The organism is Deinococcus sp. AB2017081 (assembly GCF_034440735.1).
Classification (GTDB): Bacteria; Deinococcota; Deinococci; order Deinococcales; family Deinococcaceae; genus Deinococcus; species Deinococcus rufus.
This window is the reverse complement of sequence record NZ_CP140098.1, coordinates 576,964-590,290: the sequence shown is the minus strand read 5'-3', so window position 1 is coordinate 590,290 and position 13,327 is coordinate 576,964. Positions and strand designations below refer to the sequence as shown.

Sequence of the window (13,327 nt, the reverse complement as noted above, 5' to 3'; positions counted from 1 at the left end):
CAGGGCACGCACAGCGTCCAGCGCCCAGCGCCGCAGCCACCGCCGCACGGGTCTCGGGGGGCGGGGCCACCTCATGCGCGCTCGAGGGTGTCGTACACCAGCGTCAGGTGCTCCAGCGCAGCTTCCTGGCTCATGGCGTCCAGCACTGCACCCCGCCACTGCGACGGCCACGCGTTCACGAGGTTCCAGCGCATGACCTCCTGCGTGCCCTGCGCGTCGAGCATCAGGATCGAGACATTCTTGCGGACGACCTCGCCCTGCACGGCCGTCATCAACCAGTCCCACAGCTCGCGGGACTTGGTGAGGCCATACTTCAGCTCCACGTCCGCGTACTCCACGCGGCCCGGCAGCGCGCGGGCGACCTGGCCGTTGCCACCCTCGCGGTAGCGGATCACGCCCACGCGCACGCCGAGGCCGCTGCACTGCGTGAAATGCCCTTCCACCACGCCCTGGATGACGATCTTGAAGTTGTAGCTTCGGTACGGATCGAGATTCTCTGGCACCCTCATTCACCCGGCCCCTGCGTGTCGCTGCGCTGATCCATCTGGCTCAGGCGGAACACAATGAACTCTGCTGGCTTGACCGGGGCCACGCCGATCAGCGTGACCACCTGCCCGGCGTCGATCACCTCCGGCGGATTGGTCTCCCGGTCGCACTTGACGAAGAACGCCTCCTGGGGCGTGCGGCCCATGAGCGCTCCATCCCGCCACAGCCGCAGCAGGAAGGCATTGACGTCCCGGCGGATTGACTTCCACAGCGTCTCGTCGTTCGGCTCGAACACGATCCAGCGCGTGCTCAGGGCAATCGACTCCTTGATCATGTTGAACAGCCGCCGGACGTTCAGGTAACGGAACTCGCTGGCACTGGCGGCGACCGTGCGCGCCCCCCACACCCGCACACCCTCACTGGAGAAGAAGCGAACGCAGTTCACACCGTGGCTGTTGAGCTGCTCCTGCTCAGCCCGCGTGAGGTGGTAGCTCAGGTCGAGCGCCCCGCGGACCGCCTCGTTGGCCGGGGCCTTGTGGACGCCGCGCATCGCGTCGGTGCGCGCCCAGATACCCGCCATATGGCCACTCGGCGGGACGTCGATCAGTTCGGCCGGATTGCCCGGATCACGCACCCTCAGCCACGGGAAGTACAGCGCGCCGTACCCATTGTCGGACTGCCGGGGCCGCAGCCCGTCCAACTCGCCGGGCGGGGGCCGGCCAGGGCCGTCTCGCTCCGCTCCTTCCCGGGTGGACGTGTCCGCCCCCGCGCGGACCGCCGGCACCGGGCGGGCCACCCGCGTCAGGGCCATCACGTCCGGCACGTCGCGCGGGGCGTCCAGAATGGCCACGCGGTCGCCCAGCGTCTCGCAGTGGGTCAGCAGGGCGTCGTAACTGGCCGCGTCGGTGAAGCCCGGCGCCGCCACGATCGCCACGTCGTCGCGCTGCGCGACGAGGTTCAGGGCCGCCCCCAGGTCGCGCGCCGGGCCGGTGTTCACCACGTAGCAGCGCTGACCGCCGTTCTGGAAGAAGCCGAACACCGCCTGCGACAGGTCGGTGCCCGCCTGCCCCTGTGCGGCGTACAGCCGCTGGAATTCCGACCAGTTGGTGACCGCGCGGATGCCCTGCGTCAGCGCGTCCGCGTCCGGCGCGGCGCCGATGAAGGCGGCCGTGCTCGTGCCCACCGCCTCGATCGGGCGCGGGCCGCCCGGCACTTCCTCGACGTAGACATCCGGCGCAAGATAGTTCGGCATGGAGACTCCTCCTCAGGGAAGACCGGCGGGTGGGGGACGGTGACGGGGCCGATCGCGGCTACTCGGGGGGCGGCACCTGCACCGGCCATCCGGCGTCCCGCCCCGGCGGCTGAACGCGCACCTCCCGCACCTGTCCGTCGACCACGGCCGCCACGTGCAGCGTGTCCTCCGGCCGGGCGGCCAGCTCAAAGTGCCCGGAGGCGTCGGTGTACAGCGGTTCCGGGGCACCGCCGAGCTGCACGCGGGCGCCGGCCACCGGCTGGCCCCGGGCGTCGGTCACGGTGCCGCGCCGCCACGCCCGCCCGGAGGTCTGCACGCTGAGCACGTGTTCCCGGGCCAGCGGGGCGGTCGGCTCCGCCAGCGGCACACTGACCGGCACGAGCAGCCAGAAGGCCGGCTGGGGGGGCCAGCCCAGCGCCGACCACCACTCCGGCGCGATGTCACCCAGTTCGACCTGCAGCTCCGGCTCCTGCAGGGCACTGACCAGCAGCCGTCCCAGCAGGGTCTGCGCCTCTGGCGTGGTGGACGGGCAGGTCACCAGGTAGCGCAACCGGAAGCGCAGCGGCGCGCGGGTCAGGGTGCGCGGCGGCGGAAATGGCAGGATTCCCAGCAGGCTCAGCCGCGCGGCCAGCGTGCTGTCGTGTGGGGCGTCCCCGGCGAAGACGACCGCGCCGGCCCCCTGCGTGGTGGCCCAGGTGGTCAGACGCTGACTCACTCCATCGAACATGTCGTCCTCCGACGCGGCCAGGGGCCTGACGTAGCCCCTGACGGCACTCGCGCCACTCCAGCACCCGGCTAGGGCCTCAGGCGCGTTCCAGGGCGGGGCGGATCATGGATTCATCCAGAGGTTCCGGGACAGGGGGCCAGGGGCAGGGAGGTGGCCCCGTCGACACCACGACGATGCACTTCGCCACGTGATGCCCGTTCACCGTCCGCCGGTCGAAGTGCCTGCACAGTAGGGGCTCACCCGTGATCAGGCCATGATCGGCGGTCTGCAGGTCGGCTGCCGCACTCGTGGGGCCACCACACACGCCACGCCGGGCACCGGGATGTGCCCAACACGCCGCCTGGCTGACCGGGGGCGGATCAGCGACACCTCCATGATCAACGCCATCCCATCCGGTCGTTCGACACACGTGATTCCGAGCGGCCATCGGTGACCGTGCCCTGCACCTTGACTTGCGCGGACGCCTGCGCCATGATGCTCCCACTACAGGCAAACGTTGTCTCGCCAGCTGGGCGAGGAATTTTTCTATTGCATCGAGGGGTGTTCTGTTGGCACGCGTCCGGGTCGCACAGCCAAGCAAGCCGGCCACCATCAAGGATGTGGCCCGGGTGGCCGGCGTGTCGTTCTCGACCGTGTCGCGTGTGGTGAACAACTCCAAGCCGGTCGACGAACCCACGCGGCTGCGGGTGCTGGAGGCGATCGACCACCTGCGGTACGTGCCCAACACGCTGGCGCGGGGGCTGCAGACGCGGCAGTCCCGCTGCCTGGGCATCATGCTCCCGGAGATCGGGTCGTCCGGCGCGGCGCAGATCGTCAAGGGGGCCGAAGACCGGGCGCGGCAGGCCGGCTTCACCCTGCTGCTGATGACGACGGCGGCCGATGACCGGCGCGAGGTCGAGTGCCTGTCGACCATGCGCCAGCAGCAGATCGACGGCGTCATCTGGGTGGCGGCGTCGTACACCGCCCTGCACGACCAGTGGCTCGGCCATCACGCCATGCCGGCCGTGGTCATCGCGCAGGACTTCTCGACCCACGGGCTGCCGAGCGTGGTGGTGGACAACGAACGCGCCGCCTTCGACGCGACCCGCCACCTGATCGAGCAGGGCCACACCCGGATCGCCATGATCACCGCCGACCTCGCCGATCACGCGGTCGGGCAGGCGCGGCGCCGCGGGTTCGAGCTCGCGCTCTCGGCTCACCAGCTCACCCTCGACCCGGCCCTGGTCACGAGCGGGGACGTGTCCTCGCACGACAGTGGGTACGCCGCGATGGAACGGCTGCTGCCGCTGGCCCCCTCAGCCGTGCTGGCCGCGTCGGACATTCTGGCGATCGGGGCCATGCAGGCCATCCTCGAACGGGGGCTCTCGATCCCGGGCGACCTCTCGGTCATGGGCTTCGACGACCTCGACATTGCGGCACACCCGGCGCTGCGCCTGTCCACCGTCGCTCTGGACTTCAGCGAACTCGGCCAGATCGCCGCACGGACGCTGATCCACTCGCTCTCTGGCGAAGGTTCGGTACCGCTCGTCCAGACCCTGCCCCACCGCCTGGTGCTGCGAGACACCGTCCGACACCTCTGATTTTTTTGAGACGCTGGCAAACGTTTGCCTGATCCAAGGAGCCCATATGGCCGTCACCCACCGTCCCCGAGCACCCTCGCCGCCTTTCCGCGCGCCGCCCCCGACCTACCGCCCCGTCACAAGGAGTGTCAGATCATGCCCATGACCCGTGTCCAGACCGTCATCCTGCTCGTCTCCGCGAGCCTGCTGCTGAGCCCGGCGGCCACGGCCGCCGTCACCCCTCCGGGCGGCACCTTCACGTTCGCCGTGGGCAACGCGCCGGCCTCTCTCGATCCGTCGAGCGGCGAGGCCTCGAACGAGTACTACTTCACCCCGGCGTACGACTCCCTGATCAACTACGGCTATGACGGCAAGTACACCCCCGGTCTGGCCACGTCGTGGAAGTGGGTGGGGAGCAACTACAAGACCCTCGACCTGACGCTGCGCCCGAACGTCAAGTTCAGCGACGGCAGTCCCCTCACCGCCCAGGTCGTCAAGAGCTGGCTCGACCTGCAGATGAAGAACAAGTCGCCGGTCTTCGTGAACCTCGGCACCAAGTCCGTGGAGGTTCGCGGCCCCCTGTCGCTACGCCTCAACCTCGCCTCGTCCAACCCGCTCACCCTGCTGTTCCTCTCGCGGACGTGGCTTTCCGGCGTGATTCCCTGCGCCAAGGCCGCGGCGACGCCTGCAATGCTCAAGGCAGCCACGTGCGGCACCGGTCCGTACGTGCTCGACCCGAAGCAGACGGTCACGGGCGACACCTATACCTACGTGCCCAACCCGAACTACTGGAACCCGTCGCGCATCCAGTGGAAGAAGCTGGTGCTCAAGGTCGTGACGAACAACCAGGCCGCCATCGACGCGGTACGCGCCGGGCAGGCCCAGGCCGCGTGGCCCGCGCAGGCCTCCCTGATCCCCACAGCCGTCGCGGCCGGCCTGAAGAGCGCCGGCGTGCCCCAGAACATCATCGGTCTGGACTTCCTCGACAAGAGCGGCAAGATCGTGCCAGCCTTCAAGGATGTCCGCGTGCGGCAGGCGCTGAACTACGCCGTGGATCGCAAGGCGCTCGCGGCGGCCCTCGGCGGCGGTCAGGGCGACCCGGTCAGCACCCAGTTCCTGCCGGGCGGGGAGGGCTACGACGCCGCGCTCAGCAACTACTACCCGTATGACGTCGCCAAGGCCAAGCAGCTGCCTGCAGATGCCGGCTACCCACAGGGCTTTGAGTTCACGGTTCTCTCGACGCCTATCGCCGGGATCGACACCATGATCCAGGCCGTCGCCGGGTACTGGCAGGCGATCGGCGTGAAGGCGAAGATCGACACCAAACCCCAGGCGGCCGACTTCTTCGCCGGCCTCACATCCGGCAAGTACGGCATCGCGGGGGCAGGCCTCGGGGCCACCAACCCCACCCTCCTTGCGTGGAACTGCTGCTTCCGTCCTGGCGCGGTGTGGAACCCGGACAAGACGGCCGTGCCGGCCCTGCAGGCCATCGTCGACAAACTCGCGGCAACCGATCCCACGCGGGCGAACCCGGTCGCCATGCAGGTCAACGCCTATATGACCAAGAACGCGTGGTTCGTGCCGGTCTACAGCGGAAAGCTGAACTACATCTACGACGCGAAGAAGCTGTCGCTGCCGACCCCGTCGACGGTGCAGCCGGTGATCGACATCCTCGACATGAAGCCCGTCAAGTAGGTTCGATCGGTGGATCACGGTTCGGCACGTGCCGAACCGTGATCCACCCCTCCACGTCCGGGAGTGCCCGTATGCCCACTGCCTCCACCACCCCACCCGGCGGTTCACGTCACCCACACCGCCCGATCACCCGGACGCGCCCGTGCTGAGGGTGCTCGGCCTGCGCCTGCTGCTGTCGGTGCCGCTGCTGCTGTTCGTCACGGCCCTGACCTTCTTCCTCGTCTCACTGACGCCGGGCGATCCGGCGGTCGTCATCCTGGGGCAGAACCGCGCGCCCGAGGAGTACCAGCGCCTGCGCGAGCAGCTTGGCCTGCTCGACCCGGTTCCGGTGCAGTACGCCCGCTGGCTGGGCACCCTGACACAGGGCAGTCTCGGCGTGTCGATCTTCAACAACGAGCCGGTCGTGGCGAAACTCGGGGCCCGGCTCGGCGTCACGCTGTCGCTCGTGACGCTCACCGCCCTGGTCGCCAGCGTGGTCGGCGTGGCGCTGGGGATCGCGAGCGCCCTGCGTCAGGGTGCCCTGGCCCGCGCCGTGGACGTCCTGTCGCTGCTGGGCATCGTGCTGCCGAACTTCTGGGTGGCGCTCGTGCTGGTCGCGGTGTTCGCCGTCCGGCTGCGCTGGTTCCCGGCCATCGGGTACGTCCAGCCGTCCACGTCCACGGGCGGGTGGCTGCGCAGCCTGGCGCTGCCGGTCGTCGTGCTCGCCGGCCCGGCCATCGGGCTGATCGCGCAGCAGACCCGCAACGCCATGCTCGACGTGCTCGACCGGCCGTTCATCCGGACGCTGCGCGCCGGGGGCGTCCCGCCCGCCTCCCTGATCTACCGGCACGCGCTGCGCAACGCCGGTATCCCCATCATCACGGTGGTGGGGCTGGTCTTCATCGCGCTGCTGGGCGGCACCATCATCGCCGAGAACGTGTTCGCCCTGCCGGGCCTGGGTGGGCTGGCCGTGGAGGCCACCAGCCGGCACGACCTGCCGGTCATCCAGGGCATCGTCCTGTACTTCACCGTGATCGTCGTGGTCGTGAATCTCGTCATCGACGTGATCTACGCGTGGCTCAACCCCCGCGTGCGGGTCACGTGACGGTCGCCGCGCCGCGCCGCGCACGCTTTCCGCTGCTGCGCGCCCTGCGCCGCCAGCCGCTCGCCGCCGTCCCGATCGCCTTCCTGCTGCTCGTCGTCGTCGCGTCCGTCTTCGCCCGGCAGCTCGCGCCGTATGCGCCGGACGCCTTCGACCTGCCCAACCGCCTGAGCGGCCCCACCGCCCGGCACCTGCTCGGCGCGGACGAGCTCGGGCGGGACGTCCTCAGCCGCCTGCTCTACGGCGGCGTCCGGGCGCTCGTCGGCATCCTCGAGGCCGTGCTCACAGCGACCGTGGTGGCCGTGCCCCTGGGAATTCTCGCCGGGTATCTGGGCGGCACGTTCGACCGCGTGGTGTCGTGGCTCACGGATCTCGTGCTGGCCATCCCGGCGATCATCCTGGTGCTCGTCGTGCTCACCGTGTTTCCGGGCAACTCGCACGCCGCCATGATCGCGTTCGGCCTGCTGGTCGCGCCGGGCTTCGCCCGCGTCGTCCGGGGCGTGACCCTGCCGCTGCGGGAGGCGGACTTCGTCTCGGCGGCTCGCGTGGCGGGCGTGTCCGAGGCCCGCATCATGACCCGGCACATCCTGCCGGGCGTGACACGTACGGCCATCGTGCAGGCCTCGCTGGTCGCCGCGAACTCGCTGCTCTTTGCCGTCGCGCTCGGGTTCCTGGGTCTGACGGCCACGCCCGGCGAGGCCGAGTGGGGCCAGATCGTGGCGGGGGCCGCGCAGCAGATCAGCGTGCAGCCGTGGCTGCTGGTGCCGTCCGGCGGCCTGATCGCCCTGATGGCCCTGGCCCTGGTGCTGTTCGGCAACGCGCTGCGGGACGCGGCGGCCGACCTGGGGGCCAGCGCGGAGCCGCCCGCCGTGACCACAGAACCGCCCGCCACGCCGAACACGGCCCGTCCTCAGGCCCCAGACGCGCTGTTCTCGGTACGGAACCTCACGGTGGCGTTCTCACAGCGCGGCCGGGACACGGTGATCGTGGACGGCGTGAGCTTCGACGTCCACGCGGGCGAGACGGTCGGACTGGTCGGCGAGTCCGGCGCCGGCAAGAGCGTCACGGCCCTCGCCGCGCTGCGCCTGCTCGCCCGTGGCGGACGCATCACGGCGGGGCAGGTGCTGTTCGAGGGCCGCGACCTCGTGCCACTGGACGACCGCACCTTCGACACGCTCCGTGGCAGCGCCCTGGGCCTCATCTCGCAGGAGCCCCTGTCGAGCCTCGATCCGGCCTTCACGATCGGCAGCCAGCTCGGGGAGCTCGTGCGCCTGCACGACCGTGTGCGCGGCCACGCCAACCGGGAACGCTGCGCGGAACTGCTGCGGCTCGTGCAGCTGCGGGAACCGGAGCGGGTGTTGCGTTCGTACCCGCACGAACTGTCCGGCGGCATGGCGCAGCGCGTCGCGATTGCCCTGGCGCTGGCGGGTCGGCCCCAGCTGCTCGTGGCGGATGAGCCCACCACGGCCCTCGACGTGACCGTCCAGAAGGAGATCCTGGCCCTGCTGCGTCAGCTGCAGCGCGACACCGGCATGGCCGTATTGATCGTCACGCACAACCTCGGCGTCGTGGCCGACATCTGTGACCGCGTGATCGTGCTGTACGCCGGCCAGGTCTTCGAGGACGCGGAGGTCTACGCCCTGTTTGACCGGCCGCTGAATCCCTACACGCTGGGCCTGATGGGCGCGAATCCGGCGAACGCCCGGCCCGGCCAGCCACTCACCGTGATTCCCGGACGGGTGCCCCCGCCGGGCACGTGGCCAGCCCACTGCCGCTTCTCGCCGCGCTGCGCGTACGTGCAGGATCGCTGCCTGGCCGCCCCCGTGCCGCTCGTGGAGGTCGCGGCGCAGCACGACAGCCGCTGCGTGCGTGCCGCAGAGTTCGCAGTGGTGAACCCGACCACCGTGACGGGCCGTGACGCGGCGCTCACCGCCCAGGAGGTGCCATGACCACCGCCCACGACACCGCCCCACCGCTGCTCAGCGTGCGCGAGCTCGACGTCCGGTACCGGCGTCGCGGCGGCACCACGCTGCGCGCGGCCGATCACGTCAGCGTGGAGGTGCGGGCCGGTGAGACGGTCGGGGTGGTCGGCGAGTCCGGCTCCGGGAAGTCGACCGTGGCGAGGGCTGCCCTCGGCCTCGCCCCCATCCACGGCGGGAGCGTCCACGTCGCCGGGCGTGACGTCACGCACCTCGGCACCCGTGGCCGGCGCGACCTGAGCCGCGTCATGCAGGTCGTCTTCCAGGATCCCAACGCGTCCCTCAACCCGTACCTGACCGTCGGCCGCTCCCTCGCCGAGCCGCTGGAGGTGCAGGGCGTCCGTGCCGGCCCAGCCCGCGAGCGGCAGGTCGCGGAGGCCCTGGAACGGGTGGGCCTGTCGTCCGAGGCGGCGGCCCGTTACCCGGCCCAGTTCTCCGGCGGGCAGAAGCAGCGGATTGCGATCGCCCGCGCCCTGATCGTAAATCCGCAGCTCGTCATCTGCGACGAGGCGGTCAGCGCCCTCGACCTGTCCGTGCAGGCACAGATCCTGAACCTGCTCGTGGAACTGCAGCACGAACGCCAGCTCAGCTACCTGTTCATCTCCCACGACATCGAGGTCGTGCGCTACGTGTCTGGCCGGCTCTATGTGATGTACCTCGGGCAGGTGATGGAGACCGGCCCTACCCCGCGCGTCACCGCTGATCCGGCCCATCCGTACACGCAGGAACTGCTGGACTCCGCCCCGGTCGCCGACCCGCGCGTCCAGCGGCGCCGGCACGTCCTCGATCAGGAACGCCGCGCCGCCCAGGCCTCCACCCTCCCGGCCGTGGGCGGCGCAGGCTGCCCGTTCGCGCCGCGCTGCCCCTACGCCACGGAGGTGTGCCGTACCACGCGGCCCCCCCTTGCGCCCACGCCCGACGGCGGCCTCGTCGCCTGCCACCACTTCCCAGGCTGGAAGGCGAGCCGGGACGCCGCCCACGCCCTCATTGCCGCACCCTGAGGCCCCCATGACCGCACCCCAGACCATCCAGAGCGCCATCGACACCATCCTCAGGGCCACGACCCTGGCCCCACTGCCCCACACCGCCGACACCCTCAAGTCCGGCGACCCGGAGCGGCCCCTGACCGGGATCGTCACGACCTTCCTCGCGACGGCCGACGTCATCACGCGCGCCGCGCAGCACGGCGCGAACCTGATCATCACCCACGAGCCCACCTACTACTCCGACCATGACACGGACGACGTCGCGTGGCTGGATGGCGACCCCATCTACGACGCCAAGCGGGCCCTCGTCGAGTCGCTGGGCATGGCCATCTGGCGCTTCCACGACTACTGGCACCTGATGACCCCGGACGGCATCCAGACTGGGGTGGCCCGGCAACTGGGCTGGCCACTCGACGACCCGTCCATCGATACCCGCGAGGCAATCCGGGCGTGGTCGATGACGCGCGGCCAGGACTGGAACGCGGAACTCGCGGGCGCGTCCAGCAGCGTCGCCACCATTCCCGCCACAACCCTCTCCCAGCTGGCCGAGGACGTCCGCAGTGGGCTCGGAGCGGCCCAGATCCGGTATGTCGGCCCGGCGGAGCTGCCGGTTCGGCGCGTGGCCCTCACAGTCGGGGCGCTGCCCGGCAAGATGACCATCGCCACGCTACAGCGCGACGACGTGGACGTCGTGCTGTGCGGCGAGACCCGCGAGTGGGAGACCTGCGAGTACCTCCGGGACGCCGCGTACTTCGGCCGGCCCAAGGGCATGCTCGTCGTCGGCCACGCCACCAGCGAGGAGGGCGGGATGGCCTACCTCGCCGAGTGGCTGCGCCCGCAGCTGCCCGGCGTGACCATCACACACCTGCCGAGCGGCGATCCCTTCCAGACCATCTGAGTCGCCCGCGCGACCACCGAGGACGTCCCTGCATGACCTTTTACACCCGGATCGACCCTGACAGCCGCGCGGCACTCGCCGCCGTCACCACCCTGATGCCCGACGATCTGTGGGCTCCCGACCCCGCCGTGCGCCGCGCGGCCGGTGAGGCCATGCTCGCCGCGATGCCCCCAGCCCCCCCACACCCGGCCGTGCAGTGGATCGACCGCATGATTCCGGGACAGCCCGGCCACCCGGACATTCCAGTGCGCGTCTACCGCCCGTCTGCGGGATCCGGCCCCCATCCAGCAGTGCTCGTCATCCACGGCGGCGGCATGTGGGGCGGCAGCCTCGCGAGCGAACATCCCCAGGCCACCGCCCTGTGCGCCGCCCTGGAGGCGGTGGTGGTCTCGGTCGGCTACCGCCTGGCCCCGGAACACCCGCATCCTGCCCCGGTCACGGACTGCTACGGTGCGCTGTGCTGGCTGGCGGCCCACGCTGCCGACCTCGGTGCCGATCCGCAGCGGCTCGCGGTGTACGGCGGCAGTGCCGGTGGCGGCCTTGCCCTCGGCACGGCGCTGAGGGCACGCGACCACGGCGGCCCCACGCTGGCCCTTGTCATGGCGCTCTACCCGATGATCGATCCCCGCCACGACACGCCGTCCTCGCGCGAGTTCGAGAACCTCGGCCCGATCTGGGATCGTGGCAAGAACATCGAGGCGTGGGGGTGGTACCTGGCCGGACAGGAGGCTGATCCCTACGCGGCACCTGTCCACGCGACGTCGCTCCACGGGCTGCCCCCGGTCTTCATCGATGTCGGCGAACTCGACCTCTTCCGCGACGAGGACATCGCCTTCGCCCAGCGCCTGATGGCTGCGGGCGTGCCGGCCGAGCTGCACGTGTATCCGGGGGCGTTCCACGCCTCCGAGCACCTCGCCCCGGACGCGGCCCTGAGCCGGCGCATCGTGGACACCCGCATGACGGCGCTGCGCCGTGCGCTGAAGGTGCAGGCTGCGCCGCCTCAGGAGTTGAGCCCGGAGGTCGTGAGCTGAGCGGTAGAAGCGCGTTCTGAACCTGACGATCCGATCTCCGCCAGAGGAGGGTCACGCTGGACGTGGCCCCGCCTCGCGCCGGGCGGAGCGCCGGGGCTGGTCATCATGCCACTGCACCCGAGGTCACCCCTGTGGTGCGGGTGGGGACTGTGGACGCTGCCCCTTGACTTCAAGCGCTTGAGGTCTGGTGTGATGGGGACATGACGTCGATACTGAGCATTCAGGACGTGTCCCGCCGCTGCGGACTGAGCGAGCCGACCCTGCGCTACTACGAGGAGGTTGGCCTGATCGGCCCGGTCGAGCGTGAGGGGCGCAGTGGGCACCGCCGCTACCACGAGCAGGACGTCGAGACGCTGCAGATGCTGGCCTGCCTGCGCGCCATGGGCGTCGGCATCGAGGACATGCGCACCTACCAGGCCAACCGTGCCCGGGGCCATGCCAGCGCGGGCGAACAGCGCGACCTGTTGCTCAGGCACGCCCAGCGCATCAAGGCCGAGATCGTGACCCTCGGGATTCACATGGACTACCTGCAGCAGAAGGCCGCCCTGTGGGACGCCCGTGAGCGCGGTGACGACGCAGCGGAGGCACGCGTCCAGGCGCACATTCACGACCTGCTGCCCCGCCTGGCCCCGGTGGCCCGATGAGCCGGGTTCTGATGACGGGAGGGAATGGCTACCTCGGCGCGTGGGTCATCGATGGCCTGCTGCGCGGGGGAACCGATGTGCGCGCCGTGATCCGGACGCTGGACAGCGCAGCCCTCCTCCGCGACGCGCTGCGCCGCCGCGACACCGACGATACCGGTCTCGAACTTGTTGTGGCGGACGTGGCGGGCGGCACCGGACTCGCCCAGGCCTTCGCGGGAACGCAGGAGGTCTACCACCTCGCGTCGCCGATGCAGCACGGCGGCACGTCCGAGCAGATTGTCGACCCGGCCCGCGACAGCGCCCTGTACGTGCTGCGCGCCGCGCGCGACGCCGGGTCGCGCCGGGTCGTCTTCACGTCGTCCTTCGCGGCAGTCGGGTACTCCCCCAAGCCTGTCCGGGAGTACACCGAGGACGACTGGACGGATCCCGCCACCCCGGGCCTGCCCCTGTACCCGCTGTCCAAGACCATGGCCGAGAGGGCCGCGTGGGACTTCATGGCGCGCGAGGGGGGGGACATGGAACTCGTCGTCCTCAACCCCACATTCATCGCCGGCCCGCCCCTGACGGCGGAGTTGCGGTCATCCCTCCACTCCTTGACGGCAGCCTGAAGGCGCTGCCCCGCCAGCGCTTCGGCGTGGCCGATGTGCGAGACGTCGCCGGGCTACACATCACAGCGATGATGACGCCCCTGGCGGCCGGTCGGAGCTAACTCACGCTGGCCGACGGGCCCACCCTGACGTACCTGGACATCGCCCTGCTCCTGCGCGCCCGGCTCGGCCCACTGGGCACCCGGATCGCGACCACGGAGGTGCCCGGCGACGTCCCGCTGCCGCTCACCATCCACAATGACCGGGCAAAGCGGGAGCTGGACTTCCGGCCGCGACCCGCCGAGACGACGCTCCTCGACACCGTCACGGGTCTGTACGACCAGGGTCTGTTGCGGGAGGACTTCTGGCGTCTGAACCGCTCCTGGACACCAGCCTGAATGA

Annotated in this window: 13 protein-coding genes; 10 read left to right on the top strand and 3 right to left on the bottom strand. The window is 70.6% G+C overall.

The window, feature by feature from the left end:
* Window positions 1-71: 71 nt before the first annotated feature.
* From U2P90_RS02870 to U2P90_RS02860, 3 genes are read right to left on the bottom strand one after another with little or no spacing between them, the layout of a single operon-like run.
* Window positions 72-509, bottom strand: a complete 438-nt coding sequence (locus U2P90_RS02870) for a phage tail protein (protein WP_295818953.1) — start codon at window positions 507-509, stop codon at window positions 72-74.
* Window positions 506-1,738, bottom strand: a complete 1,233-nt coding sequence (locus U2P90_RS02865) for a phage tail sheath family protein (RefSeq protein WP_322473714.1) — start codon at window positions 1,736-1,738, stop codon at window positions 506-508. The genes U2P90_RS02870 and U2P90_RS02865 overlap by 4 nt, the downstream gene beginning before the upstream one ends.
* Window positions 1,739-1,796: 58 nt before the next feature.
* Window positions 1,797-2,465, bottom strand: a complete 669-nt coding sequence (locus U2P90_RS02860; RefSeq protein ID WP_322473713.1) for a carboxypeptidase-like regulatory domain-containing protein — start codon at window positions 2,463-2,465, stop codon at window positions 1,797-1,799.
* A gap of 548 nt (window positions 2,466-3,013) precedes the next feature.
* Between U2P90_RS02860 and U2P90_RS02855 the strand changes: the two genes are divergently transcribed.
* The 10 genes from U2P90_RS02855 to U2P90_RS02810 all read left to right on the top strand — a co-directional run bounded on the left by U2P90_RS02855 (window position 3,014) and on the right by U2P90_RS02810 (window position 13,323).
* On the top strand, window positions 3,014-4,045 hold the full coding sequence (locus U2P90_RS02855; RefSeq protein ID WP_322473712.1) for a LacI family DNA-binding transcriptional regulator: 1,032 nt from the start codon (window positions 3,014-3,016) through the stop codon (window positions 4,043-4,045).
* A gap of 141 nt (window positions 4,046-4,186) precedes the next feature.
* On the top strand, window positions 4,187-5,719 hold the full coding sequence (locus U2P90_RS02850; RefSeq protein ID WP_322473711.1) for an ABC transporter substrate-binding protein: 1,533 nt from the start codon (window positions 4,187-4,189) through the stop codon (window positions 5,717-5,719).
* Between the two features lie 142 nt (window positions 5,720-5,861).
* Complete coding sequence (locus U2P90_RS02845) at window positions 5,862-6,803, top strand: ABC transporter permease (protein ID WP_322473710.1); 942 nt, start codon at window positions 5,862-5,864, stop codon at window positions 6,801-6,803.
* Complete coding sequence (locus U2P90_RS02840) at window positions 6,800-8,749, top strand: dipeptide/oligopeptide/nickel ABC transporter permease/ATP-binding protein (RefSeq protein WP_322473709.1); 1,950 nt, start codon at window positions 6,800-6,802, stop codon at window positions 8,747-8,749. The genes U2P90_RS02845 and U2P90_RS02840 overlap by 4 nt, the downstream gene beginning before the upstream one ends.
* Window positions 8,746-9,780, top strand: a complete 1,035-nt coding sequence (locus U2P90_RS02835) for an oligopeptide/dipeptide ABC transporter ATP-binding protein (protein WP_295818939.1) — start codon at window positions 8,746-8,748, stop codon at window positions 9,778-9,780. The genes U2P90_RS02840 and U2P90_RS02835 overlap by 4 nt, the downstream gene beginning before the upstream one ends.
* Before the next feature lie 7 nt (window positions 9,781-9,787).
* Window positions 9,788-10,663, top strand: coding sequence for a Nif3-like dinuclear metal center hexameric protein (locus tag U2P90_RS02830; RefSeq protein WP_322473708.1), 876 nt, complete (start codon window positions 9,788-9,790; stop codon window positions 10,661-10,663).
* A 32-nt stretch (window positions 10,664-10,695) separates the two neighbouring features.
* The gene (locus tag U2P90_RS02825) at window positions 10,696-11,694 is read left to right on the top strand and encodes an alpha/beta hydrolase (RefSeq protein WP_322473707.1); all 999 of its coding nucleotides are present in this window, start codon (window positions 10,696-10,698) and stop codon (window positions 11,692-11,694) included.
* Between the two features lie 200 nt (window positions 11,695-11,894).
* Window positions 11,895-12,338: a MerR family transcriptional regulator gene (locus U2P90_RS02820; RefSeq protein ID WP_322473706.1), complete on the top strand. Its 444-nt coding sequence runs from the start codon at window positions 11,895-11,897 to the stop codon at window positions 12,336-12,338.
* 11 nt (window positions 12,339-12,349) lie between these two features.
* Window positions 12,350-12,946 (top strand): NAD-dependent epimerase/dehydratase family protein, encoded by a 597-nt coding sequence (locus tag U2P90_RS02815; protein ID WP_322473705.1) that lies wholly within the window; start codon window positions 12,350-12,352, stop codon window positions 12,944-12,946.
* Between the two features lie 200 nt (window positions 12,947-13,146).
* The gene (locus U2P90_RS02810; RefSeq protein WP_322473704.1) at window positions 13,147-13,323 is read left to right on the top strand and encodes a hypothetical protein; all 177 of its coding nucleotides are present in this window, start codon (window positions 13,147-13,149) and stop codon (window positions 13,321-13,323) included.
* Window positions 13,324-13,327 lie beyond the last annotated feature (4 nt).

Excerpts from the sequence above, each read along its gene's own strand:
- U2P90_RS02830 (WP_322473708.1), top strand. The coding sequence starts at position 9,788 with ATGACCGCACCCCAGACCATCCAGAGCGCCATCGACACCATCCTCAGG.
- U2P90_RS02815 (WP_322473705.1), top strand. The coding sequence starts at position 12,350 with ATGACGGGAGGGAATGGCTACCTCGGCGCGTGGGTCATCGATGGCCTG.
- U2P90_RS02870 (WP_295818953.1), bottom strand. The coding sequence starts at position 509 with ATGAGGGTGCCAGAGAATCTCGATCCGTACCGAAGCTACAACTTCAAG.
- U2P90_RS02850 (WP_322473711.1), top strand. The coding sequence starts at position 4,187 with ATGACCCGTGTCCAGACCGTCATCCTGCTCGTCTCCGCGAGCCTGCTG.
- U2P90_RS02820 (WP_322473706.1), top strand. The coding sequence starts at position 11,895 with ATGACGTCGATACTGAGCATTCAGGACGTGTCCCGCCGCTGCGGACTG.
- U2P90_RS02825 (WP_322473707.1), top strand. The coding sequence starts at position 10,696 with ATGACCTTTTACACCCGGATCGACCCTGACAGCCGCGCGGCACTCGCC.
- U2P90_RS02860 (WP_322473713.1), bottom strand. The coding sequence starts at position 2,465 with ATGTTCGATGGAGTGAGTCAGCGTCTGACCACCTGGGCCACCACGCAG.
- U2P90_RS02835 (WP_295818939.1), top strand. The coding sequence starts at position 8,746 with ATGACCACCGCCCACGACACCGCCCCACCGCTGCTCAGCGTGCGCGAG.
- U2P90_RS02865 (WP_322473714.1), bottom strand. The coding sequence starts at position 1,738 with ATGCCGAACTATCTTGCGCCGGATGTCTACGTCGAGGAAGTGCCGGGC.